Below are 25,439 nucleotides of genomic sequence, written 5' to 3'. Positions count from 1 at the left end.
TCCGGCTCATTTAAATGAATCAGGAGAACTTTCCTGTTTTTTTATGCCGCTCTAGGTATTTCTGACTTCTTTGAATCATTCGCTGCTTGAATAAAAAACTGCATCGTATGACCTTATTTTAGCTTTAGTTAAAATCACCTACAAAAATGGACATGTTTTTCTGATTTCAAACAAAAAAAGCCGCAAACAAAAGGGATGCCCTTCTGTTTACAGCCAATTATTGTATATCCATCATTAAATTCTTAGTTCATTCTCTAAAGCTGAAAGGACTTCATCTTGTGAAAGCCCTTGTGCAAGAGAAATTTCACTCACTAACATGCCTCTAGCATCTTCAAGCATCTTCTTTTCACTTGAATTTAATGCTTTCTTCTGATTTCGTCTCATCAGATCTTTGACAACGTCTGCACCGTCTTCGATTGCACCTGTTTTTAGCTTTTTCATATTTTCATCATATCTTTGCTTCCAAGTAAGCGTGTCGTCGTTTGTTTCTTCTGCAAAATTGTTCATCACAACTTTCAGCGTTGCTTGATCTGCTACCTGACGAATACCTAGTTGATTGATTCTGCCTCTTGGGATCATCATCTGCATATTCGGCATTTGAATCAGAAAATATTCCTCCGTCTTACCTAAAATCTCTTTTTCTTCCATTCCTTCAATCACACCGGCACCATGCATAGGATAAACAATTTTATCACCTATTTGAAACAAATCCGCCACCTCCGAAAGTATTCACAATTTGATTATAACACATTTCATCGTTGGATAAAAATTTATATTTTATCATGTTATTTTAGCACTAGTCAATTCTTTTCATTTGAATTTTTGAGAAAAAGCCTTTTTTTACAGAAGATGCGCCACCATCCAGTCCCCTTGTCTTATTCGTGCATATACTAGCATTGAGTCACATTTAGGAGGGATGACAATGTGCAAATGCAAGTGCAAACATTCCCACTCAAACTGTTATAAAAAGCATGACGATCATTGCCATGAGGACCCATGTAAAGAAAAAAAGTTTCATCATAAAAAAGATGATTGGTTTGAGAGCGATTTCTGGGATACTTCTAGAAGCTACGATCCCTATTATTACCCTAAAAGTGTCTGCAGCAGTTGTAAGAAGCGTCGTAGAAGAAGACATGGCTTCTCATATTAGCACCTGACGCTTTCAACTGCTTTTTGTTTTCCCGGCTGAAAAGCCGGTTTTTTTCATATGGATAGGCTCATGAAACGGATCATGCTCATAGGATATGGCAACCTGACATAAAGGATGAGATATCAAATGAACAATATGAATAGCCAAATGAATTATCATCACGAAGGAAATCCGTACCATACGTTTGAGAATGTGTATACAGCCAATCATGAGCATGTGGTCGCGCCAAACATGCATGATCATATGAATATGCCAAACCATTATCATACCGGTAAAAAGGATAAGTACAGCGGACATTATCCGCATCATCATTCAGCCTATCCGCCTTTTCCAAATCAGCATGACCCCTTTTCGCATGTTCCAATGAAGGATCACCATCATCATGGCCACTATGGTGGATATGGAATGATGCCATATCATCCATACGGATATCAAGATATGCATATGATGATGCCGAATCAGCAAATGCCAGGCTTTGGTTACGGAATGAACCAACCAAATGCGCATTTTCCCCGTTATTACTAAACAAGATGACAAAATAAGGGTATAATATACCATTTAATACCATGTAGGGATATGGTAACATTATAGGTAAATAATGGGTGTAATCATCTATTATTTACCTATATTCAACAAGGGGGAAGGAAGAAATGAAAAAAACATGGACGATGATCATGATGGGGATGCTCACATTGGTTATGGCGCTGTCAGTACCGCTTTCTGCATCTGCTGAAGGAGCCAAAACAGAGGAAAGCAAAGCATCAACCAATGCAAAACCAGCTGCCCTTTACGCAAAAATTACAGGTACAAGTAAGCAGGAATGGTCTTTTTCTGACATTGAACTAACGTACAGCCCAAATTCTATTCTAAGTCTTGGTGCGGTTGAGTTCACACTGCCAAAGGGTTTCCAAGCAACAACTAAAGACATTATGAACGGTAAAGCATTAAAAGACAGCTACATTTTGAACAACGGACAAACCGTCCGTATTCCGCTTAGATTGGATTTACTTGGAATTTCCAAATATACATTAAAGCTTTCACATAAAGTACTCCCTGCCGCAGGTACATATACGTTCCGCGCAGAAAATCGAGCAATTAGCATCGGTTCTACATTTTATGCAGAAGATACGATTGATATTAATACACGACCAGTTGTGGTCACACCGCCAGATCCGTGTGGATGCTAAATAAAAAAGCGCTCTAATAAGAGCGCTCCAAATGACAAAGGGCAAAATGATGTTTATTTTAGCCCTTTGTCTTCTTTTCAGTGTGATAGAAACCTTTGTAGCTTAGGAAGGACGAGTTCTGGCGCGGATTAGACATTCGTGAGCACCAGCTCGCGCAATAGTTTGTCTACACGCTGAGGTGCCTTAATAAGAACGCTTTTTTATTTGATCACATGACCCGTTTAAACATTTTCTCCATTTCATATGTCGAGTGATGAATGATGATCGGCCGGCCGTGCGGACAAGTGAAAGGGTCCTTTGTCTGCCTGAGTTCATCTAATAGGGCTTTGATTTCATCATTTCGCAAATGACGATTTGCTTTGATAGAGCCTTTGCAGCTCATCATGATTGCCGCTTCTTCTCTTAATTTTTTGATATCTACACGTTTCTCATCCAGCACTTGCTCAATAATCTCTTCGATCAGTTCAGTCTCTTCTCCTTTTGGAAACCACTGCGGATGCGACCGTACAATGTAGCTTCCTGAACCAAAAGGCTCTAAGAAGACACCCACTTTCGTTAGTATCTCTTTATGCTCTTCAATAATCAGCATATCGTTTTTCGAGTAATGGAATGTTAATGGGACGAGCATTTCTTGCACTTCCTGTTTGATCTCTCCTACTTTCTCACGATAATACTCATACTTGATTCGCTCCTGGGCCGCATGCTGATCAATAATATAAAGCCCACGTTCATTTTGAGCCAAAATATATGTGCCATGCATTTGTCCGATGGGATACATCACAGGGACGCGTTCGTTTTCTGAAATGGCTTCTGCAGCATCTTCTCTTAGTTCTAACTCTTCATATTCTAGTGAAGCGGCGGATTCCTCTAACTGAACTCGCTCAGATGAGGCTTCTTCATAAAATACTGGTGATGATGGTTCCGTCTTCTCTTGATTAGGCATTCCGTATGCTTCGGTATGGCTTGTCTCATATAAGACCGATTCGAGCGGATCCGGCTGATAGGATAGCGGCGTTTCCACCTCGCTTGTGTTTCCTTTTTTCGCATCAAAGGTTAAGGATTGCTGCTCATTTTTGATCGCTGGCATTGGTGCTTTTTTTGGCACCGAAGCACTTGGAATGAGCTGCTGCTTTTGAAATACGTCCTTAATTCCTTGCTTAATTAACTCATGAAGTTCCTGCTCTTTACTAAGTCTCACTTCAAGCTTCGAAGGATGAACGTTCACATCCACTAAAATGGGGTCCATCTTCATCTCTATAAATGTAATCGGGTGGCGGCCAATCGGTAGCAGCGTGTGATACCCTTCATGGACCGCTTTCACGAGCGGAAAATGCTTAACATATCTGCCGTTTACAACAGAAGACATATAATTCCGTGATGCCCTTGTCACTTCTGGCAAGGAGATATATCCTTTCACTTCAAAATCAAGTGATTGCACGTGAAGCGGCACCATTTTTTTCGCAACAGCTGTTCCGTAAATGGCCGCAAGCACATGCCGCACATCCCCGTTTCCATTCGTCTGAAGCAGGACTTTTCCTTGATGACGCAAGCGAATCGATACTTCTGGGTGAGCCAGCGCAATTCGATTGACGACATCTGATATATTGCCAAGCTCCGTATGAACGGTTTTCATGTATTTTAGGCGGGCCGGTGTATTGTAAAATAAGTTGGTAACGACGATCTCGGTACCGCGGCGACTAGAGGTTTTTTTCTCTGAAATGATCTTTCCGCCTTGCAGCACCAGGTGCGTTCCAGCTCCTTCACCAGTACTTGTTTTCATTTCTAGATGAGAGACAGATGCGATACTTGGCAGCGCCTCTCCCCTGAAACCGAGCGTTCTGACACGGAACAGGTCATTTTCATCTTTGATTTTACTCGTTGCATGGCGCTGAAAGGCGAGCTTACAATCTTCAGCATCGATTCCAACACCATTATCAATCATTCTAATAGAAGAAAGACCTGCTTCTTCTACATCGATTTCAATCACTGTACTACTTGCATCGATTGCATTTTCCATAAGCTCTTTTACGACAGAAGCTGGACGTTCGACTACTTCACCTGCAGCAATTTTATTGGATAGGTCATCGGATAACTGAATAATCTTTGCCATTTTGCTCACCTCACCTTACATTATAATTTCTTTTGCAATTCATATAGCTTAGTCATCGCTTCGAGCGGAGTCATATCCATTAGATTGAATGACTTTAATTCCTCGATCACCGCTTGATCTTTCTGTTTTAGAACTGGTTTGGTTTGCGGTTTTTCTTCTACTTCAAAGAAAGAAAGCTGCTGCTTTTCCTCTGCCTTTTCTGTTTTTGGAGCTGCAGATACGTGCGGGGTCACTTCATGTGATCCGCTCTCAAGCTCCGTCAAAATGGTCTGGGCCCTATCGATGATCGCATCAGGCAATTCAGCAAGCTGCGCTACATGAATACCATAGCTTTTATCAGCTGCACCCTCTTTGATTTGATGTAAGAAAACGACCGTGCCCTCATGCTCTTCAGCACGTACATGGACATTTTTCAGCTCGCTTAATTGAGATTCAAGAACTGTCAGCTCGTGATAATGTGTGGAAAAAAGCGTTTTGGCACCAATATGATCGTGAACAAATTCAATGATCGCCTGCGCAAGAGCCATTCCATCATAGGTGCTTGTCCCGCGTCCAATTTCATCAAATAAAATCAAGCTGTTTTTCGTTGCATGCACCATCGCATTTTTTGCTTCGAGCATCTCTACCATAAAAGTACTCTGACCAGAAATCAAATCATCTGCCGCCCCAATGCGTGTAAAGATTTGGTCAAAGATCGGAAGAGTCGCCTTCGATGCCGGCACAAAGCAGCCAATTTGCGCAAGAATGGAGATAAGCGCCATTTGTCTCATATACGTACTTTTCCCTGACATATTTGGTCCAGTAATGAGTAAGGTTTGCCGGCCATTTCCCATATGGCAGTCATTCGGTACATACTCCTGGTGATCCATCACTTTTTCAACGACTGGGTGACGACCATCTATGACATCTACCTCATCCTCTGAGAATTCTGGACGGATATAACGGCGTTTTTCACTGACAGTCGCAAAGCATTGGAGAGCGTCCAGCTCACTCATTTGTTTTGCGAGCAGCTGTAATCTAGGAATATAACCTTTCACTTGCTCCCTGAGAGCTGTAAATAGTTCATATTCCAATTCGTTGATATTTGATTCTGCTTCAAGTATCAGTGCTTCTTTTTCTTTTAATTCAGGTGTGATATACCGCTCTGCATTGGCAAGCGTTTGTTTTCTTTCATAACGGCCTTCCTCCAGCAGATGTGTATTTGCGCGTGTCACTTCGATATAATAACCAAACACTTTATTAAACCCGACTTTTAAGGAGCGAATGCCGGTATATTCTCTTTCCTGCTGTTCAAGACGTGCAATCCAGTCCTTTCCGTTTCGGCTGGCATCACGGTATTCATCTAATTTTGCATTGTAGCCATCTTTAATCAAATTGCCTTCTTTTATCGTCATCGGCGGATTTTCATAAAGTGCATCTTCTAATAAATTAAGCAAGTCACCACAAGGATCAATCGCATTCGCTCTTGATTTTGCCATTTCCTCTGGCAGTGAGTGCACAAGCTCTTTAATGGCTGGTACTTGTTTTAAGGATTCCTTTAACTGAATGAGATCACGGGCATTTACGTTGCCAAATGCGACGCGGCCCGCTAAACGTTCGAGATCATATACTTGCTTTAACCGTTCACGCAGATCCTCTCGTTCAAAGAGATGGTCCATAAGAATTTGCACCATTTCCTGGCGTTCTTTAATGTGCGAAAGCCGAATTAACGGCCGGTCGATCCATTGCTTGAGCAGCCTTCCACCCATCGCTGTTTTTGTTTCATCTAACAGCCATAACAAAGAGCCCTTCTTGCTTTTTGAGCGGATCGTCTCTGTTAATTCAAGATTTCGTTTTGAGTAAAGATCAATTTTCATTGTTTGTTCGAGCTCAAACACTTGAACTTGCTGAAGGTGATCGAGACTTCTTTTTTGCGTTCTTCTTAAATAAGCATATAATGTCAAAAAGGCCGATCTTAGTTGCTCGCTCAGGCGGGACACGAGCCGCTCAGCTTCATCGATCAATTCATCACTATCTTCGTATGAAATGGTCGCTTGGCACCGATCCTTTAAGGTCTTGACTGTTTCCTCATCCAGCTGCTTTGACACCACAATTTCTTTTGCACCGACAGAATAAATTTCAGACACGACTTCATCTAATCGATCAATGAAAGCCGCCATGTTTTCACCAGTAGATAAATCGGAAAGTGCAAGTCCATATCCATTTTCAAACTTTGTCACAGAGGCAATGAAGTTGTTTTCATTTTCACTTAAGCCTTTACCATCCATCACCGTACCTGGTGTAATGAGTTGAACGACTTCTCTTTTGACTACACCTTTTGCCGTTTTAGGATCTTCCACCTGCTCACAAATCGCGACCTTGTAGCCTTTTGAAATCAATTGTTCTATGTATGCAGAAGCAGAATGATAAGGAACACCGCACATTGGTATGGTCCCGCCATCTCTGCTTGTTAGCGTGATTTCTAATTCTTGTGACGCTTCTTTTGCGTCATCAAAAAACATTTCATAAAAATCGCCTAAGCGAAAAAATAAAAAGGCATCTTGATACTCTGCCTTGATTTTTAAATATTGCTGTATCATGGGCGTATAACTTGCCATATTTCTAATCCCTCACTATATTACATTCGAATTCATACCATCTTTCATTATAGCATAAAAAATCACCTTTTTTCTCCTAGATAGGACACAAAAAAACTAGGGGGATATGCGCCCTAGTCATCAATTACTCTTCTGGATCACCCGCTAGGAATTCTGGATGAATATCCTCTAACTCCTCATCCACCTCTTCTTCCCACTCATGATCATCTTTTTCTTTCCAGCTTGAATTGACCTCTACAACAATTTTTGTTTCTCCTACCACTTCAGCAATGAATTCACGCTCTGCCTGAACGATAATTTTATTGCCGTTTGGAGAAATGGTCACTTCTAGACAATTCGGCTGCTGCAGCACTTTTGCAATCACTTCGTGCTCATCATCAAGGAAATTTTTATCTTTATATCTTAGTTTGATGATGTCTACATATTTCACCCGTTCTGTGACGACTTCTGTTTTTGTGTTATCAGCGTAAGAATACCATACGTTAATATCAAAGGTTCCTTCAATCTCAACAGTTTTACCGACCTTTTCAGCATCATACTTATGATTAATGATCCAACCACCTAGGATGCTGGTTGGTTTTTGCGATGGAGAAATGGTGTGTGTGCTTTGGGTGAATTTCCTCCCTTTTGCAACCACCGCTTTTGTAATAATTTCTCTGTATTCAGACATTCCGGCATGCCTCCTTGTTCTTGATCGTTTTATCTTATGCTGGGCATTCGTCTAGTGTGTCACGATTTTGAACTTCATGTTCAATTAAATTCATTTCTGTTTCAGTGTATGCATGGTCGCCCATAAACTTGCCTTGAAAATTGGAAAAGTTGGAGAGTGAGAGATTTTGGGGTGACGAAACAAGAAGTAGAATGGGAAGTGTGATTTTTGTTCTTTCAAAAAATGATGATAGCAAAACAAAAAACCCCGCATTTGCGGGGTTTTCTCATTTAATGGAGCAACTTGGTGATGAGTTTTTCACTTTTGAACCGGTTTCTCCTAATAAGAGGTCACCGCCGGTTGAAAGAATGATTTCATCTGTTACTTGATTAGAAATCGTATGCGCTACGAGCTGAAGCAGGGAATTGACTTCCACTTGTGATTCTTTAAATTCTTGAATCACTGGAATTTCATCCAGTTCTTCTTGCAGGGCATCGATTTTTTCTTCGACTTGCTTTAAGGCTTCATGTTTGCCGTAATGCTTTAAATTCACAGCTTGTTTTTGAAGCGCCTTAATTTGATTAATAATCGTTGAAATTTTTGTATTTTCATTGATTTGCGCTTCTGCTTTCTTGAAGAAATCAACTTCTTCTGTTTCAGAAATCATTTTAGCGAGCTCTCTTGCGCGCTCGACAATCTCTTTTTTTGAATAAAGCGTCATTTTAATTCACCTCGATAGCTTCTCCAACCATTTCTCCGTCAAGAGACCAAGTTTTGGCTTGTGTGATTTTCACTTTGACGATGTTGCCAATCGCTTCTTTTGGTGCTTTAAAATTCACAAGCTTGCTTTTACTTGTATATCCGGCTAGGATTTCAGGGTTGTTTTTACTTTCACCCTCTACTAATACTTCGACAGTCTGCCCTTCATATTCCTTCATTTTTTTCGCAGAAATTTCATTCACGAGGGCATTCAGGCGCTGCAGACGTTCTTTTTTCACATGCATTGGCACGTTGTCTTGCATTTTCGCTGCTGGTGTTCCTTCTCTTGGAGAGTAAATGAACGTATAAGCAGCGTCAAACTCAACCTCGCGATAGAGGGAAAGTGTTTCTTCAAACTGCTCATCTGTCTCATTTGGGAACCCAACAATAATATCCGTTGTTAATGAAGCATTTGGCATCGCTTCTTTGATTTTGCGCACAAGATCAAGGTAACGCTCACGGTCATATTTTCTCGCCATAAGCTTCAAGACAGAAGAACTGCCTGATTGAACTGGCAAATGAATATGATCGAGAAGGTTCCCACCCTTAGCAAGCACTTCAATTAAGTGATCGTCAAAGTCACGCGGGTGGCTTGTTGTAAAACGGATACGCGGAATATCGATTTTACGTAGCTCATCCATCAAGTGTCCAAGACCATATTCCATGTCTTCAAAATCTTTTCCATACGCATTCACGTTTTGACCAAGAAGGGTAATTTCCTTATATCCTTCTGCCGCTAAACGTCTGACCTCTTGAATAATTTCGTCAGGGCGGCGACTTCTTTCCTTACCGCGCGTGTAAGGGACGATACAGTATGTACAGAATTTATCACAACCGTACATAATATTCACCCAGCCCTTAATTTTTCCTTGGCGGGCTCTTGGAAGGTTTTCAATGACATCGCCTTCTTTTGACCAAACCTCGATGACCATTTCTTTTGAAAGATAGCATTCAGATAACAGCTCTGGCAGGCGGTGAATGTTGTGTGTACCGAAAATCAAATCAACAAATGGATGTTTCTTCAAAATACGGTTGACGACAGATTCCTCTTGAGACATACATCCGCAGACACCTAAAATTAAATCTGGCTTTTCACGCTTTAATGCTTTTAAATGACCAAGCTCTCCGAACACTTTATTTTCCGCATTCTCACGAATTGCACAAGTGTTTAATAAGATGACATTTGCATCCTCCGTTGAGTTTGTCGGTTCATAACCAAGCGCCATAAAAATACCAGCCATCACTTCTGTGTCATGCTCATTCATTTGACAGCCATATGTGCGAATATAAAACTTGCGCCCGTTTCCTAACCCTTGAAAACGCTCGTCAATTTGAAATTGATTGTATTCGACTTCTTCTTTACCCCGTTTTTTTGCATCTTTTAAGGAAGGCGGAATGTACACAGCTTCAAAATACTGGCTATAGTCCTTCTCGGATTTTTTGTCCGATGAACTTACTTGTCCGCTCGCTTTTCTCTGCTCTTCATTCATGAATTTGTACTCCTTTCAAACCAAGCTCCACCCTACAGTATAGACTATTTTTAATGAATTGAAAATAAATTCATACGTGCCACTACTTTTCAATCCACACGAATTTTGCATGAATATTGAGTAGGTTTCAGATGTAGATCGTCTTTACCTAAAGGGTTTTGTATTTCTTTGACAATCTTCATATGCTGTGTACCGACACTCTCAACTAAAGTAATCACATATGATTCTTTTTCCTCTTCTGCTACCATTCTTTCTTGTTCAGATAAGAAGAATGGAAAGTCTTGGTGAGTCAGTTTAGATCCTTTTACTTCTATGAGCTTCTCTTTTCCATCGGGGTAATAAGATTTGATATCAAATCCATGACCATCTTCCGTCTCAGCCACCCAATCGACAGCTTCCGCTAATTGTTCCCGACCCACTGCTTTTAATTGCTCTACTTCCTTACGATAAACAAATTTCTCTGCTATTCTACCTGTCTCTTCGTTTTGCTTTGCTCTTTCTTCTCTTAATTGTTTATAAACATCTCTATGAATGATTCTTTTTCTTTTAAATTTGTTCTGATCTTTCACTTTTGGAGTAAGGTCCTGATCCAAATATACTTCGTAAACAAAATCATAAAAAAACTCATTTAAAGAATTGATATCTTGTATTAATTGGTGATGGTCAAAATGATCAATATTATACTTTTTAAAAACCAATGAGCTTGCCACGTATTTTTTAGGTCTTAATGATTTACCCAAATGAAAATCACCTATATGAAAGCCCTCTAGTCTTTTATGGTGCTTTAATTCCGGCTGTAGCCTCTTCCTCCAAATAGCTGCCTCTTCTTTAATTTCAGATAAAGATAAATTTTCAGTTCCAGTTTCAATTGTTAAATAAAAATCTTCCCCGTTCTCAGCAAATAAAATAACAATAAATATTCCTTTTTGTGTCGTTGTTTTTTGGGAATTAGGATTTGTCGTTAATCTCCTGTCTAAAAGTGCAATCCAAAAACATTCTGCAACTTTTCCATTTCCTGTAGATGCTTTAATATCGATCCTATCCAAATTCCTCATATAACGTTTTTCTAATTCATAACGAATGTTGTTTGGGATTTCTTTATTAAACATGTTGTGAAAAGGGTGATTCTTATCTGTTCTCCCTTTGTTCTTATAATCTAAAAATTGCTCATAAAAATTTTCTTTATTAAATAACATTTGTCTCACCACTTACCTCAATAGATCTTTTTACATACATTATACATAACAAACGGTAGATTTGATGAAATATGGAAAGAATAGTGCAAAAAAAGAGAGCCTGCGCTCTCTCAATCAAGTATGTTCAGTTTTTTTGCTTCTTCTTCGATGATCGTCAGTGCACGGTCCAGTTCTTCTTTTGTGTGCTCTGCTGTGATGATGGCTCTAATTCTCGCTTTTCCTTTTGCTACAGTTGGGAAAGCGATGCCCTGGGCAAACACGCCTCGGTCTATTAAAGCCTTTGAAAAGCGAAACGTAAGAGCTTCGTCTCCAATCATGATTGGAATAATGGGTGTTTCTGTCGGAGCAACTTGAAATCCAAGGCTGACGACTTTTTCTTTGAAATAGGCGGCGTTTTCCCAGAGCGTGCTAATTCGCTCTGGTTCGTCTAACAGCACTTCAATCGCTTCTTCACACGCTCTAGTCACAGCTGGCGGATGTGAGGTGCTGAATAAAAACGGTCTTGCTTTATGCTTTAAATAATCAATCAAAACGGCTGATCCCGCTACATAGCCGCCGAGCACTCCGACAGCCTTACTAAGTGTCCCAACCTGAATATGCACTCTGCCGTCGAGTTTAAAATGGTTGACTGTCCCGCGGCCATTTTCACCAAGCACGCCCGAGGCATGTGCATCGTCTACCATCACAAATGCATCATATGCTTCTGCGAGCCTGACAATCTCAGGAAGTGGCGCAATATCTCCATCCATCGAGAACACACCGTCTGTGACGATGAGACGAACGCGGTAATTCATAGATTTCTTTAAAATTTTCTCAAGCTCTTCCATATTGGAATGACCATATACTTTTTTATCTGCTTTTGTTAACCGAATGCCGTCAATGATTGAGGCATGATTCAGTTCATCTGAAATCACAATATCATCTTTTGTCAGGATACTTGATAAGACCCCTTGATTGGTCGTAAAGCCTGATTGGAATACAAGGGCTGCCTCGGTCTTTTTAAATGCAGCGAGCTTTTTTTCAAGACGTTCGTGCATCGTCATTGTGCCAGCGATCGTTCGTACCGACCCCGTACCAGCACCGAATTGATCAATGGCCTCTTTTGCCGCTTTCATCAGCCTTGGATGTGAGGTGAGGCCTAAGTAGTTATTTGAGGAGAGCTGTATGACAGGTTGTTCATTTAATGTCACAGTGGATGATTGTTTTGAGTCAATCTCTTTCAATGTTTGGTGAGTGCCTTGCTGCTTCATTGTTTCCAGTTCATCTTGTAAATACGTGAATTCTTTCATCATTTCTTCCCCCTTTGATTTGATGGCATCATCAGTACGACCTTTCCGCACATCCCATTTCTCATGAGTTCAAATCCCTTTTCGAACTGTTCAAATGGTAGTGTATGGGTGACAACTGGCTTGACATCGATGGTATTTGTTCTTAATAACTCAGATACTTGACGCCACGTTTCAAACATTTTTCTCCCCGTGATCCCTTGCACGGTTAATCCCCTAAAAACAATTTGATTCGTAATGTCAATTGTCACTGGTCGTTCTGGCAAGCTTAGTATATTGACTTTCCCTCCATTTGCACAAGCTTCGAGAGCTTGATTAATGGCAACTGGATGTCCTGACATCTCGCATATCACACCTGCCCCCTCCATCCGCGTGAACTGCTTAATCACCTCAACAGGATCATCTTTTCCAATATCCACGATATGGTCTGCTCCCATTTCCCGGGCAAGATTCAGCCTGTATTCGTTTTGATCGACAGCAAACACTTGGACAGCACCGGAAGCTTTCGCGACGGCGATCGCCATTAAACCGATTGGTCCGCAGCCAAAAATCGCCACTGACTTACCTGAAACAGGTGTGTGCAGCACTGTATGAACCGCATTGCCAAGCGGCTCTTGAATAGACGCAAGCTCTACTGGCATTTGAGCTGGATTGTGCCACACATTTTGTTCAGGTACTTTGACATATTCAGCAAAACAGCCGTCAATGTCTACTCCTAAAATTTTCGTTTCATTGCACAAGTGCTGTTGACCTGTTAAACACATAGAGCACTGATTACATACAACATGTGTCTCTGCCGATACAAAATCCCCTACTTTTGCACGTGAGACTTGCTTCCCCGTCTTGACAACTTCCCCTGTAAATTCATGTCCAAAAATGTAGGGCGCTTTAACTCTTCCCTTTGCCCAGTCATCCCAATTGTAAATATGCACGTCTGTTCCGCATATCGAAGTGGCTTTCACCTGAATCAATACTTCGTGATCTTTGATTTCTGGAATCGGCATCTCCATCAGCACCGCTCCGTAAGCGCTTTCTTTTTTAACAATTGCTTTCATCGTTCCACACATGACGTACAACCCCTTTGTTAAAAAACTTCTCCCAATGAGATTTTAACACGTCTTATTTTCGTCGTAAATACCATTGTCTACTGTAAAAAGACAAATGAACACTCCACATATTTTTTTGGATATTTTTCTAAAAAAAAAAAGCAAATCCCCATAGAAAAGGAGATTTACTTTTTGATTCACCGTCTTTTTGAAACGGCAATATATAAGGCTGGCACAATTAATAGTGTCAAAATTGTTGAGAAAAAGACACCCGATACAATGCAGATTGCCAGCGGCTTAAAGAGCGGATCATTACTTAATGCTACAGGCATTAGGGCAACAAGTGCCGTAAATGCTGTTAGTAAAATTGGCCTAATCCTTGCTCTTCCCGCTTCAATGACAGCTGTCTGTTGATCGAATCCCTGCTTACGCCGCTGCTCAATAAATTCGAACAAGACAACCGCATTTCGGACCACGATACCAGCTAATGAGACAATTCCCATTGTTGCCATAAAGCTGAACGGCGTTTGTGTGACAAATAGTCCGATAACAGCTCCAGATATCGCTAAGTAAACCGTTCCTAGAACTAATAGTGGAAGCATCAATGAATTGAACTGGAAAGCGATGGTCACATAAATGAGAAGCAAGACAACCCCAAATAAGAGACTAATTTCAATAAAGAACTTGGTTTGATCTTCATTTTCTCCGCCTTGAGAAATAGCTAGATCCTTCGCTGCATCTGTTTTTCCTACTTGATCGACGACTTCTTTCATGTCGTCTTTAAACGACTCTGACGTGCCAGGGTACGCCTTCAGCGTAATGGTCGGAATTCCATTTTCATGTGGAATGCTTTCGTACTGCTCTGTTTCTTTTTCTTTTACATATCGGCTAAGTGGCTCGAGTGAAGGCATACCGCCTTCATTTGAATTGACAGGCACTTTTATTTCTTTTAGCTTTAATCCATTTTGATGTGTACCTACATGCTGTTTGACCACTAAATCGATATTTTTTGTTCCTTGTTTAAAGCTGCCTAATGGCATGCCTTCTGTCACAAGACCGAGCTGTCTGCTGACAAGCTGAGCGCTGAGGCCATCCTCTGCCATTCGGTCACGGTTTAGTTCAAAGGAGATCGTTTTTACCGGCTGATTGACATCGTCAGTGATCAAGCTCGCTCCTTTTTCTTTCATTTCACTTGTGAGCGTTTCTTTGACATCAATGAGCTTTGCAAAAGAGTCACCCGCAATGGTTACTGTCACAGGTGCACCAGTTGGAGGTCCTTGAACAATGGTTTTCATAAAGATATCAGCATCTTTAAATTTCTTACGCAATGGCTCTGTCATACGATCGATCAATTGTTTACTCGTCATCTGATCATTGTCTACTCTCACGACAACCTGACCAGTATGATCACTTGCATTTGAGATACTTTCATTAAACAGGTTCGGTACACCGCCGCCTGCAAAGATCGCCGTCTCTTCAATGCCTTTCTGCTGTTTCATCTCTTGTTCTATTTTCTCTAATGTTTCATTTGTTTTGTCTAATGTTGTTTCACTTGGAAGTGTGACAGTGACAACCACTTCTTTCTTATTCGCTGCAGGGAAAAATTCAAATGGTGTGACGAAAATTAGTAAAAAGGCAAGCGTTGCAACAAGCAAACCACTTAAACCAATAAGCAGCGGACGCTTCACAATATTCGTCAGCACACGGTCTGCATAAAAATCAGCTAATTTTTTTAACGGTTTGCCTAGGAATCCTGGCTCTTTTTGAATTTTCTTGTTCTGTCTTTTTCGGTTCACAGTATATTGATAGACTGGCACTAGTGTCAGAGAAATTACCATAGACGCAAGTACAGTCGTTACGAGGACAGACGGTAATGCTCGTATAAATGAACCGTTTGCACCTGATAGGAAAACAAGTGGCAAGAAAGCAAACACAACCGCAAGTGTTGAGGTCAAAATAGACCCTGCAACTTCTTTGACCCCTGCAATCGTTCCTTTCAGCGGACTTTCATATTTTTTCATCTGCCTTAAAATATTATCGTTGACGACAATGGCATCATCGACAAGTATTCCTAGGGCAATGATAAATCCGATAATCGATATCTGATTGAGGTCCACTTGTAAAAATGGCAACGGAATCGTTCCGATTGTGATTGATAATGGGATGGCAAGTGAAACGATGAACGCACCGCCAATGGTCAGACCAAGTGTGGTGACAACAATAACAGCGATGACCGCAACAATGGCTTCTTTTATCAAATCATTAAAAATGGCATCCACTTCACTTTTTTGTGAATAGTAGTTTACCCACTCGACACCACTTGGAAGCTGCTTCTCTTTCTCAATAACATCACTGACTTTGTCATACATTTTAGGAATATCAAGCCCTGGTTTGATATTGACTGTAAATGAATAGGCAGGCTTTCCGTTATACGACACAATGTCACTTTTCTCTTTTTCTACTTCTTTTAAGCTGCCAAGCTGACTGATTGTGACCGGTTCACGGTTCGTTTTGGAGAAAAGCTCAAGCTTTTTCACTTGATTCAAACGGTCGTAGGCATCGATGGACAGCTTAACCTTCTCGCCGCCTGTCCGAATGTCGCCTAGTGGAGATGTGTCAAATTCCTGATTGATGGCATTTGTGACATCCGTTACACTTAACCCTTCATCCTCCAGTTTACTTGAATCTAAGTTTAATACCGCTTGTTTGTCATTGAATCCTTTGATGACGACACTGTCTACCCCATTGATGTCCTCAACCTTTTCCTTCAACGCACGCAGCGATTCCTGACTTTTTGCTAAGTCTGCTGATTGACTTGCCACAGCCATATAAGAACCAACCGGCACGCTGCCAAACTCATCCTTTACATCAGGCTCCATCACTCCATCAGGAAAGGACGACGCAGCACTTGTGGTTTCGTTCTTAATTTGACTTGCCACCTTTTGAAAGTCGGCTTGATCATCAATTTCAAGCACAATATTTGAAAACCCAATGGCAGAAACAGAGCTCGTTTTCTCTACACCATTGATATCAGATATGGCTGATTCGAGCTTATTGGTTACATCACTTTCCACCTTTTTTGCATCCGCACCTGGGAACACGGTGGAAATCGTGACGATATTCGCTTGGAATTCTGGCAGTTCTCGCTTAGGAAGCTGTGTAAATAAATAGCCGCCAGCAATGAGAACAATAAAAAATAAAATAAAAACAAGCTTTCCTCTTTTCAAAAAAGCTTCAACCATTATTTCACCTACTTAAATATTTATTTTTGATGAAGTATTTTTAACTTAATCTTAATTTATCATCATGGTGAAAAAATGCAAGCTCTAATATGTCATTTTTATCTATTTCATGAACTGAATTTGTTATATAAGAAATGTATAGTGGTAAACAAAAACAACCTGCTTACATGATGTAAGCAGGTTGAAAATAATAAAATTAGAATTATCGTGGCTCAACAATCAATTTGATGGCTGTTCTTTCTTCTCCATCGATAAGAATGTCAGTAAAGGCTGGAATGCATATCAAATCCACTCCACTTGGTGCAACAAATCCCCTTGCTATGGCTACAGCCTTGACCGCCTGATTCAGCGCTCCAGCGCCGATTGCTTGTATTTCCGCTGCACCGCGTTCACGTAAAACGCCTGCTAATGCTCCTGCTACTGAATTCGGATTTGACTTTGCTGACACTTTTAAAATTTCCATTTCTGCTCCCCCTTAAATTTACAATGGATAAGTGAGTGTTCATTAGAACAATCTTTGTTAGATGATGCTATTTTTTGAAAATCCATCCCCAAAATGTTTTTCAAAAATAGCAGGCTACCTACCATTTTTACTATATTCACGATAGAGGGCGCATATTCCTTCTTTCTGATTAATATTTTTCTGAAATAAATATGTGAACATTTATTCAAAGAAAATATGGTCATCATTTATCAAAATTCGATCAATTTTGACAGCTTTTTTCGACTGTTCGTCAATTTCTACGATTACTGCACTTAATGTCGTGCGTCCTTCCGCAATCTCAAAACGGACTGGAAGACTCGTTTTGAATCGTTTAATAATCGTCTCCCGATCAACACCTAAAATGCCATCATAAGGTCCTGTCATTCCCACATCTGAAATATACGCAGTTCCTTTTGGCAAAACGCGATTATCTGCTGTTTGAACATGTGTATGCGTTCCAACGACACATGATGCACGGCCGTCTGTATACCAGCCCATCGCTAGCTTTTCACTTGTGGCTTCACCATGAAAATCAATAAAAATGAACGGTGTACGTTTAGATGCTTCCGCAATTAACTCGTCTACTTTTTGAAATGGGCAGTCAAGTGGGGGTAAAAAAGTACGTCCTTGCAGGTTGATGACGGCTAATTCTTTCCCTTGTTTTTTGATAAACGTCAGACCTTTACCAGGTGTACCTTCTGGGAAGTTCGCCGGACGAACCATGTTGGCTGCGTCATCGATGAAATCAAAAATGTCTCTTTTATCCCATGTATGGTTGCCCATTGTGAGCACGTCAGCTCCTGCTTGCAGCAGTTCATGATAGATTTTTTCAGTGATCCCTTTTCCATGAGCAGCATTTTCTCCATTGACAATGGTAAAGTGGGGCTGATATTTCTTCTTTAGCTTTGGCAAGTATTCTTTCAGTGTGTCTCGTCCAGGTGAACCGACAATATCTCCAACAAATAATATTTTCATGCGCTTTGAACCCTTTCTCTTATAAATTGACTTCTTATCAGTGTTGCATATTTACACAAAAAAATAAAGCGGCGCTAAGCGCACCGCTCTATTTTGCATACTCTACTGCGCGAGTTTCTCGAATGACCGTCACTTTAATGTGACCAGGGTAATCGAGCTCGTCCTCAATCCGCTTACGAATATCCCTTGCTAGACGGTGAGCTTCAAGATCATTAATTGAATCCGGCTTCACCATAATACGTACTTCACGTCCAGCCTGTATCGCAAACGATTTTTCAACACCTTCATAAGATTCAGAGATATCTTCTAATTTCTCAAGTCTCCGAATGTAATTTTCAAGCGTCTCACTTCGTGCACCAGGGCGTGCTGCAGATAATGCGTCTGCTGCCGCAACAAGAACAGCGATAATAGATGTCGGTTCTTGGTCACCGTGGTGAGAGGCAATACTGTTGATGACAACAGGATGCTCTTTATATTTCGTCGCAAGCTCAACGCCAATTTCTACGTGGCTTCCTTCTACTTCATGATCAATGGCTTTTCCAATGTCATGCAGAAGACCTGCTCGTTTTGCAAGCTTTGCATCTTCTCCAAGCTCTGAAGCCATGAGACCTGCAAGATGTGCAACCTCAATTGAATGCTTCAGGACATTTTGTCCATAACTTGTACGGAATTTTAAGCGACCGAGAATTTTGATGAGATCCGGATGCAGACCGTGAACTCCGACTTCGAATGTCGTTTGCTCACCCATCTCACGGATATAATCATCGACTTCACGGCGTGATTTTTCCACCATTTCTTCAATTCGTGCAGGATGAATGCGGCCATCCTGGACTAGCTTGTCCAGAGCTATCCTCGCTGTTTCACGTCTAATCGGATCAAAGCCCGATAGGATAACAGCTTCAGGTGTATCATCTATGATCAAGTCAATACCTGTTAACGTTTCTAACGTACGGATATTTCGTCCTTCACGTCCGATAATACGACCTTTCATCTCATCATTTGGAAGATTGACTACAGATACCGTCGTTTCAGCTACATGATCAGCTGCACAACGCTGTAACGCAAGTGAAAGAATATTTTTCGCCTTTTTATCAGCCTCTTCTTTCGCTCGGTTTTCAGATTCTTTCGTCATGACTGCAATGTCGTGGGAAAGCTCATTTTCAACTTGATCCAGAATGATTTGTTTCGCTTCATCTCGAGTTAAACTTGAAATACGTTCCAACTCGGCTTTCTGCAAACGAATCATATCATCCACTTTGCTTTCCATCTCTTCAATATGTTGTTGTCGTTCATTCAGAGAATGATCTCTCTTCTCCAACAGGGACTCCCGTTTATCTAAAGATTCATCTTTGCGATCAAGATTTTCCTCTTTTTGAAGTAAACGGTTTTCTTGTCTTTGAAGCTCATTACGTCTTTCACGAACTTCTTGCTCCGCCTCTACACGAAAGGAATGAATTTCATCTTTCGCTTCCAAGAGCGCTTCTTTCTTCAATGCTTCCGCATCACGCTTTGCATCCTCAACAATTTGTTCGGCCATGTTTCTTGCGCCGGATATTTTTGCTTCTGCAATGGTTTTACGAACAAAGTAGCCAACAACTAAACAGATTAGGCTCAGCAAAATGGAGATGATCGTAAACATCGTAGGCGACATATTTTCACCTCCTCTTGCTATGAACTTGGTTTTACAAATAAAGTGTCGGCATGTACATTGTTTTGTGTCTCAACATACAGGGCCTTCACAGGGAATGAGATCCTCACTGCCCTTGTCAAGTTTAAATTAGTTATCAATCATGTTAAGAAAAACAAGTGATACATTTCCATTGTAATTGTGTCGGAAATACTTGTCAAGCTTGCTATCTTAACGTTTGCAAAAGCAGATCAGAATTATTCTTGATTCAGCAGCTGATATATTATATTGTTCACTTGGCCCAGTTTCGTGTTATTTTGAATGTTTGACAACAATACAACAATGGTTTGTCCAGATTTGCTAAAGCTGTTCAAAATGTTGAAACCCGGCATGACACCATGGTTTGAATAGCTGCCGGGAGCAACATAAAATCCCATTCCGTATGTGGAGCTACTTCCTGGCGTAAACATCTTTTTATAGCTCTTCTGCGAATACAGTTTGCCGTCTATCAGTGCTTGGTCAAATTTGCACATATCTATAGCACTCATATAAATATCTCCAGCACCATACAGCTGAGATAGATCAGGCATATACGGTGTAATCATTCTGCCGCCTTTCAGTTTATACCCTACAGCAGGATAAGGGTTTTTTTCATATGTTTTGTAAAAACCTGCATGCGTCATTCCTGCCGGTTTAAAAATATGATTCGTTATATATTGTTCATAGGACTCACCGCTTACTTTAGCAACAATATAAGCAAGAACAGAATAGTTGGAATCCTTGTATTCCCATACGCCCGGCTGACGATTAATTCCCTGACGTTCTATATCTTTTATTAAATTGTCCGGAGTAATTGCGCCGTTTCCTTCAATATGTCCGTTTATTCCCGATGTATGTGTAAGTAGATTTTTCAAGGTAATCTTTTGTCCGTTAGGGAAATGAGGTAAATACATGCTTACCGGATCACTTGTCTGAAGTTTCCCCTTTTCCTCAAGCTGCAAAATAGCGGTTGCTATCAGCGCTTTTTGTGACGAACCGACATAAAAAGATGTCAATGGATTATTTTGAATTTTTTGTTTACGGTCTGCATAACCAAAACCTTTATTTGTTACGATTTCTCCATTTTTAACCATCATGGCTGTTCCGCTGAAACCGATCTCATTTAAATAGCTGCTGATATTTTGATTGCGGTCTACTGTTTTGATTTGTTCCTCTGATTTTTTGACGGTTTTCTTTTTGACTTCTTTTTTCTGGCTAGTACTTGAAGCTGCTGCAGTTTGTTGAAACGGGTTGTTCTCTTCACTATTTCGATGAAGCACATTCCACATCGCTAAGTAAATCATCGCTGCTAAAAAAACAAGCACAAGTTTTCCCCTCTGATTTGGTTTTCTCTGTCTGCGTTTTGCAGTTCTACTGCGGGTTGGGCTTGTCATTACCTTTTCCTCCCAAAATAAATCCCATTTTATATTTTAGACGGATGAAGTACTGAAAAAGTTGTCGAAAGTTTTTTGCAAAATAAAAAAGGCTGAGTTTTTTCACCCAGCCTTTTGTATCATTTCATACTGATTTTATTTTTATTCTAATTCTTCTAGCGCCTCTTCAGCTTCCTGCTGCGCTACTCCGTTATTATCCAAGCCGTAATGTTCGCGAATTTGCTCCTGAATCATTAGCATGATATCTTTGTTTTCTTTCAGGAACTGTTTCGCATTTTCGCGGCCTTGTCCAAGACGTTCCTCTTGGTAAGAATACCAAGCACCGCTCTTTTGTACGATATCTAGTTCGCTTCCAAGGTCGATGATTTCGCCCTCTTTTGAAATTCCTTCACCGTACATAATGTCTACTTCTGCAATACGGAATGGCGGTGCTACTTTGTTTTTCACTACTTTAATTCTCGTTTTATTCCCCATAATGTCATTGCCCTGCTTCAGCTGTTCAGCACGGCGCACTTCTAAACGAACAGATGAATAGAACTTCAGCGCACGTCCACCTGGCGTTGTTTCAGGGTTACCGAACATGACCCCAACTTTTTCACGAATTTGGTTAATAAAGATGGCAATGGTTTTTGATTTATTAATGGCACCAGATAGTTTACGAAGTGCTTGGGACATCAAACGTGCTTGTAGACCAACGTGTGAATCACCCATGTCTCCTTCAATCTCTGCTTTTGGTACAAGAGCAGCTACTGAGTCAATAACAACAATGTCAACTGCACCACTGCGGACAAGAGCTTCTGCAATTTCAAGTGCTTGTTCTCCTGTATCAGGCTGAGAAAGTAACAACTCATCAATATTGACACCTAGTTTTTGAGCGTAAACTGGATCGAGCGCATGCTCTGCATCAATAAATGCAGCTTGTCCTCCCTGCTGCTGAACCTCGGCAATGGCATGAAGTGCTACTGTCGTTTTACCAGAACTCTCTGGACCATATACTTCAATAATACGGCCACGAGGATATCCACCTATTCCTAGTGCAGTATCAAGTGCTAACGAACCACTCGGTACTGTTGAAATACGTGTATCTGTTCGCTCTCCTAGTTTCATAATAGAGCCTTTACCAAACTGTTTTTCTATTTGTTTAAGAGCCATATCTAAGGCTGCTTGACGATCACTCATTCTATTGTTTCCTCCTTTATCAATTCCACTATCTATACTATACCTTGTTTCACCTCATTTGCCAAGAAAAAAACGAACACATATTCGATTTTTTCTTGGCAGATTTTTAAGAAAAGAGTGATTTCTATTAGAAAAAACACTCTTTTATAAAGGAGTAAACCTAACAAAAAACAAAATTAACTTTCTTTTAATAAATTGAGCAAGTGATGCAGTCCGTATTTCACAGCGCGCTTTCGAATGCCCGACCGGCTTCCTGTAAACATCCATTCAAACACGTCTGTATGGTCTTTCATAGATAGCCCGATGAACACTTTTCCGACAGGCTGTCCCTCGTGGGTATCAGGGCCTGCTACACCCGTAAAGCTAATGCCAATATCACTTCCCGTAAGCTTTCTAGCACCTTCAGCAAGCTCTAAAGCACACTCTTTGCTAACAGCACCATGAGAAGACAATGTTTCCTCACGGCAGCCAAGCACCTGCTGTTTGACTTGGTTTGTATAACAAACGATACTGCCGCTTAAAATCGACGATGCACCTTCAAGATCTGTCAGCCATTCAGAAAACATTCCGCCTGTCAGGCTCTCAGCCGCTGCCACTGTTTTCCCGTGTTCGTGCAGAGCCTTGGAGGCTTCACGGACAAGTGATGTATCACCATACCCGTAGAAGTACTCTCCTACACGCGCTAAAATTTTCGCTTCCGTCTCTTTTAACAGACGCTCCGTTTCTTTTTCATCCTTATGCTTAGCCGTGAGCCTAAGTGTCACTTCACCGTCAGATGCGAGAGGTGCAATCGTTGGGTTGGTTTGAGCATCAATTAAATCTTCTAGGTCTGTTTCAAGCTGTGATTCACCGATTCCGAAAAAGCGAAGAACAACAGACACGATTTTTTCCTTCAAATCCAGTTTCTCAGATATCAGCGGCTTCGCCTCGTTCTCAAACATTGGATGCAGTTCACTTGGCGGACCAGGAAGAAGCATATAAAACGTATCGTTTTCTTGAATAAACATACCTGGAGCCATTCCAAACCGGTTCACGAGCACATCAGATCCTTCTAGGACGAGTGCCTGCTTCCGGTTATTCGGTGACATGTCTCGTCCAGTCTTTCGAAAGTATTCTTGAATGGATTCAAATGCTTCTTCATTTAGCACGAGCTCTTTTCCAAGCGTACTTGCGATGGTTTCTTTTGTTAAATCATCTTTCGTTGGTCCAAGACCACCTGAGAAGATAATAAAATTCGATCTTTCCTGCGCCACTTGAATGGCCCTTTTTAAACGCTCTGGATTGTCACCAACTGCTGTATGGTAATAAACATTCACACCAATTTCAGCCAGCTGTTTGCTGATGAATTGTGCATTCGTATTCGTAATTTGCCCTAGCAATAGTTCGGAACCGACTGCAATAATTTCTGCTTTTCTCTCTGACTTCAAAGCGTACACGTCCTTTTTAGTTAGCATTCTTTAAAGCTTCCCAGTTTTTCACAAAGTAATCCCAGCCTGACACAACAGTGAAGAACACTGCTACCCACATCGCAAGGTCACCAAACGGGAATGATACAAGTTCGAACGGCAGGTTATGCAATAGAAGAGCTGAAATCGCAATGATTTGCGCCCATGTTTTCACTTTTCCAAGCATATTAGCTGCTACCACTTCACCGCCTCCGGCTAGTACAAGCCTTAGACCAGTTACAGCAAATTCACGGCTAATGATCACAATCGCCATCCATGCCGGCGTGAGGTTGTACTGAACAAGTATAATTAAAGCAGCTGAAACAAGCAATTTATCTGCAAGCGGATCTAAAAATTTACCAAAATTCGTCACTAAGTTCAGTTTACGCGCATAGTACCCATCAATCCAGTCCGTTGTCGAAGCAACAATAAACAGTATTGCTCCAACAAGATGTGTCACTTCGATGCTGACGTGACCAAAACGCGCAAAGCCCCAATCTAAAGGTGCAAGCATAATAATCATAAAAACAGGGATCAAGGCGATCCTAGAAAGAGTTATTTTATTCGGTAAGTTAAACATGAATTTCAATCCTCCAATAAGCCATTTTTTTATGTATATATAATAGTAGGAACAAAAGAAAAGTCATCTACTTGCTTAAGATGACTTTTCCTTTCCTTTATTCACAATCACAATGTTTTGTGTCATGGTGTTCTTAGGGTCTAATTCGTACTTAAGCGTCTCGTCATTCACCTTAATATCAATTCCAGTCGCATTGCCTAGACGGATATCGACCTGAGAGAGCTCAGACAAGTCTGTTTTAAACGATTCGCCATCTTTAAGTTCACCCATTTTCAGCACTTTTCCAGATTCGTCTCTGACGCGCAGCCAAGAAGCTTTTGTAGCAGAAATGGTTAACTCCATCTCATCTGCGCCTGACACTTCATACGTTGTCGTTGAGCCTTCTGTATTCGCTGCCTTCAAAGAGACCGTTTCATCGTCTTTGGATGAATCCTTTGATGAGTCATCTTTTTTAGATGATTTTTCTTGATCATCTGACGAAGCTTTTTCTTTTTTCTTTTGATCCTTGGCAAGAGATGAATCCTCAGATACTTCATACTTAGATTCTGACTGCTGAGGAGCCGTCTGGTTGTTCTTCTGTCCGCTATCATGATTGACCGCCTGCACGATGACATAAATGATCGCGATGACCACAAGGACGCCTCCAATAATCAAGATGGTCGGCAGCAGCTCAAGCACCTTCGAGGCAGGCTTAGGCAGCTCTCTTTGCGGCTTAATATTTGATAATTTATCAGATACTTCATCGTTATATGTGCTCGGCACATCTTTACGAAATTCTTCGAACAATTGTTCAGGATTTAGTCCAACGGCTTCGGCATATTGTTTAATAAATGCTCTGACGTAAAATTTACCTGGAATAATATCATAGTTTCCTTGTTCGATTGCTAGCAAGTAGCGCTTTTGGATTTTGGTCACCGTCTGAAGATCCTCCAGCGACATCCCTTTTTCCTCTCTGGCCTCAATGAGCCGTTTTCCCAATTCAGTCAAAACAAACACCTACCATT

At 40.9% G+C, this 25,439-nt stretch carries 20 protein-coding genes; 2 read left to right on the top strand and 18 right to left on the bottom strand.

The window, feature by feature from the left end; all coding sequences use genetic code 11:
- Positions 1-234 precede the first annotated feature (234 nt).
- Entirely contained in the window at positions 235-708 is a 474-nt protein-coding gene (locus MHH41_RS08315) for a CarD family transcriptional regulator (protein ID WP_050944959.1), read from the bottom strand.
- 568 nt (positions 709-1,276) lie between these two features.
- On the opposite strand from MHH41_RS08315, the gene MHH41_RS08310 reads away from it, so the two are divergent.
- Both MHH41_RS08310 and bslA read left to right on the top strand, forming a co-directional pair.
- A complete protein-coding gene (locus MHH41_RS08310) occupies positions 1,277-1,675 on the top strand; it encodes a hypothetical protein (protein WP_003211318.1) in 399 nt (132 codons plus the stop codon).
- Between the two features lie 125 nt (positions 1,676-1,800).
- Entirely contained in the window at positions 1,801-2,337 is a 537-nt protein-coding gene (gene bslA / locus MHH41_RS08305) for a biofilm surface layer hydrophobin BslA (RefSeq protein WP_050944961.1), read from the top strand.
- 208 nt (positions 2,338-2,545) lie between these two features.
- Here bslA and mutL read toward each other — a convergent pair whose 3' ends face one another.
- From mutL to MHH41_RS08220, 17 genes are all read right to left on the bottom strand, one after another.
- Positions 2,546-4,447: a DNA mismatch repair endonuclease MutL gene (mutL, locus tag MHH41_RS08300; protein WP_340866097.1), complete on the bottom strand. Its 1,902-nt coding sequence runs from the start codon at positions 4,445-4,447 to the stop codon at positions 2,546-2,548.
- A gap of 20 nt (positions 4,448-4,467) precedes the next feature.
- On the bottom strand, positions 4,468-7,044 hold the full coding sequence (gene mutS, locus MHH41_RS08295) for a DNA mismatch repair protein MutS (RefSeq protein WP_251191246.1): 2,577 nt from the start codon (positions 7,042-7,044) through the stop codon (positions 4,468-4,470).
- 124 nt (positions 7,045-7,168) lie between these two features.
- On the bottom strand, positions 7,169-7,714 hold the full coding sequence (cotE, locus tag MHH41_RS08290; RefSeq protein WP_003212450.1) for an outer spore coat protein CotE: 546 nt from the start codon (positions 7,712-7,714) through the stop codon (positions 7,169-7,171).
- Positions 7,715-7,979: 265 nt separating this feature from the next.
- Complete coding sequence (locus tag MHH41_RS08285; protein ID WP_003211238.1) at positions 7,980-8,414, bottom strand: RicAFT regulatory complex protein RicA family protein; 435 nt, start codon at positions 8,412-8,414, stop codon at positions 7,980-7,982.
- A gap of 1 nt (position 8,415) precedes the next feature.
- Positions 8,416-9,942 (bottom strand): tRNA (N6-isopentenyl adenosine(37)-C2)-methylthiotransferase MiaB, encoded by a 1,527-nt coding sequence (gene miaB, locus MHH41_RS08280; RefSeq protein WP_012010025.1) that lies wholly within the window; start codon positions 9,940-9,942, stop codon positions 8,416-8,418.
- Between the two features lie 89 nt (positions 9,943-10,031).
- On the bottom strand, positions 10,032-11,138 hold the full coding sequence (locus tag MHH41_RS08275) for an MrcB family domain-containing protein (protein ID WP_335364959.1): 1,107 nt from the start codon (positions 11,136-11,138) through the stop codon (positions 10,032-10,034).
- A gap of 110 nt (positions 11,139-11,248) precedes the next feature.
- Complete coding sequence (locus MHH41_RS08270) at positions 11,249-12,430, bottom strand: glycine C-acetyltransferase (protein ID WP_106032963.1); 1,182 nt, start codon at positions 12,428-12,430, stop codon at positions 11,249-11,251.
- A complete protein-coding gene (tdh, locus tag MHH41_RS08265) occupies positions 12,427-13,491 on the bottom strand; it encodes an L-threonine 3-dehydrogenase (protein WP_226805210.1) in 1,065 nt (354 codons plus the stop codon). The genes MHH41_RS08270 and tdh overlap by 4 nt, the downstream gene beginning before the upstream one ends.
- A 176-nt stretch (positions 13,492-13,667) precedes the next feature.
- Positions 13,668-16,712 carry an efflux RND transporter permease subunit gene (locus MHH41_RS08260; protein WP_340866095.1) on the bottom strand — a complete coding sequence of 1,015 codons (3,045 nt, stop codon included), beginning with the start codon at positions 16,710-16,712 and terminating at the stop codon, positions 13,668-13,670.
- A 202-nt stretch (positions 16,713-16,914) separates the two neighbouring features.
- The gene (gene spoVS / locus MHH41_RS08255; protein ID WP_003211281.1) at positions 16,915-17,175 is read right to left on the bottom strand and encodes a stage V sporulation protein SpoVS; all 261 of its coding nucleotides are present in this window, start codon (positions 17,173-17,175) and stop codon (positions 16,915-16,917) included.
- A gap of 201 nt (positions 17,176-17,376) precedes the next feature.
- Positions 17,377-18,171 (bottom strand): TIGR00282 family metallophosphoesterase, encoded by a 795-nt coding sequence (locus MHH41_RS08250; RefSeq protein WP_003212177.1) that lies wholly within the window; start codon positions 18,169-18,171, stop codon positions 17,377-17,379.
- 88 nt (positions 18,172-18,259) lie between these two features.
- Positions 18,260-19,822 (bottom strand): ribonuclease Y, encoded by a 1,563-nt coding sequence (gene rny / locus MHH41_RS08245; RefSeq protein WP_003211958.1) that lies wholly within the window; start codon positions 19,820-19,822, stop codon positions 18,260-18,262.
- Between the two features lie 233 nt (positions 19,823-20,055).
- Positions 20,056-21,231: a serine hydrolase domain-containing protein gene (locus tag MHH41_RS08240; RefSeq protein WP_309216728.1), complete on the bottom strand. Its 1,176-nt coding sequence runs from the start codon at positions 21,229-21,231 to the stop codon at positions 20,056-20,058.
- A 141-nt stretch (positions 21,232-21,372) separates the two neighbouring features.
- A complete protein-coding gene (gene recA, locus MHH41_RS08235) occupies positions 21,373-22,410 on the bottom strand; it encodes a recombinase RecA (protein WP_050944976.1) in 1,038 nt (345 codons plus the stop codon).
- Positions 22,411-22,586: 176 nt separating this feature from the next.
- Positions 22,587-23,837 carry a competence/damage-inducible protein A gene (locus MHH41_RS08230; RefSeq protein WP_340866667.1) on the bottom strand — a complete coding sequence of 417 codons (1,251 nt, stop codon included), beginning with the start codon at positions 23,835-23,837 and terminating at the stop codon, positions 22,587-22,589.
- Between the two features lie 16 nt (positions 23,838-23,853).
- Positions 23,854-24,435: a CDP-diacylglycerol--glycerol-3-phosphate 3-phosphatidyltransferase gene (gene pgsA, locus MHH41_RS08225; protein WP_310426755.1), complete on the bottom strand. Its 582-nt coding sequence runs from the start codon at positions 24,433-24,435 to the stop codon at positions 23,854-23,856.
- A 75-nt stretch (positions 24,436-24,510) separates the two neighbouring features.
- Positions 24,511-25,422, bottom strand: a complete 912-nt coding sequence (locus MHH41_RS08220; RefSeq protein ID WP_003212257.1) for a helix-turn-helix domain-containing protein — start codon at positions 25,420-25,422, stop codon at positions 24,511-24,513.
- Between the last annotated feature and the right edge of the window lie 17 nt (positions 25,423-25,439).

The organism is Bacillus sp. FSL K6-1145 (genome assembly GCF_038003425.1).
In the GTDB taxonomy this organism is placed as follows: Bacteria; Bacillota; Bacilli; order Bacillales; family Bacillaceae; genus Bacillus; species Bacillus pumilus.
The sequence above is the reverse complement of the archived record's forward strand: the minus strand, read 5'-3'. Positions and strand labels throughout refer to the sequence as shown.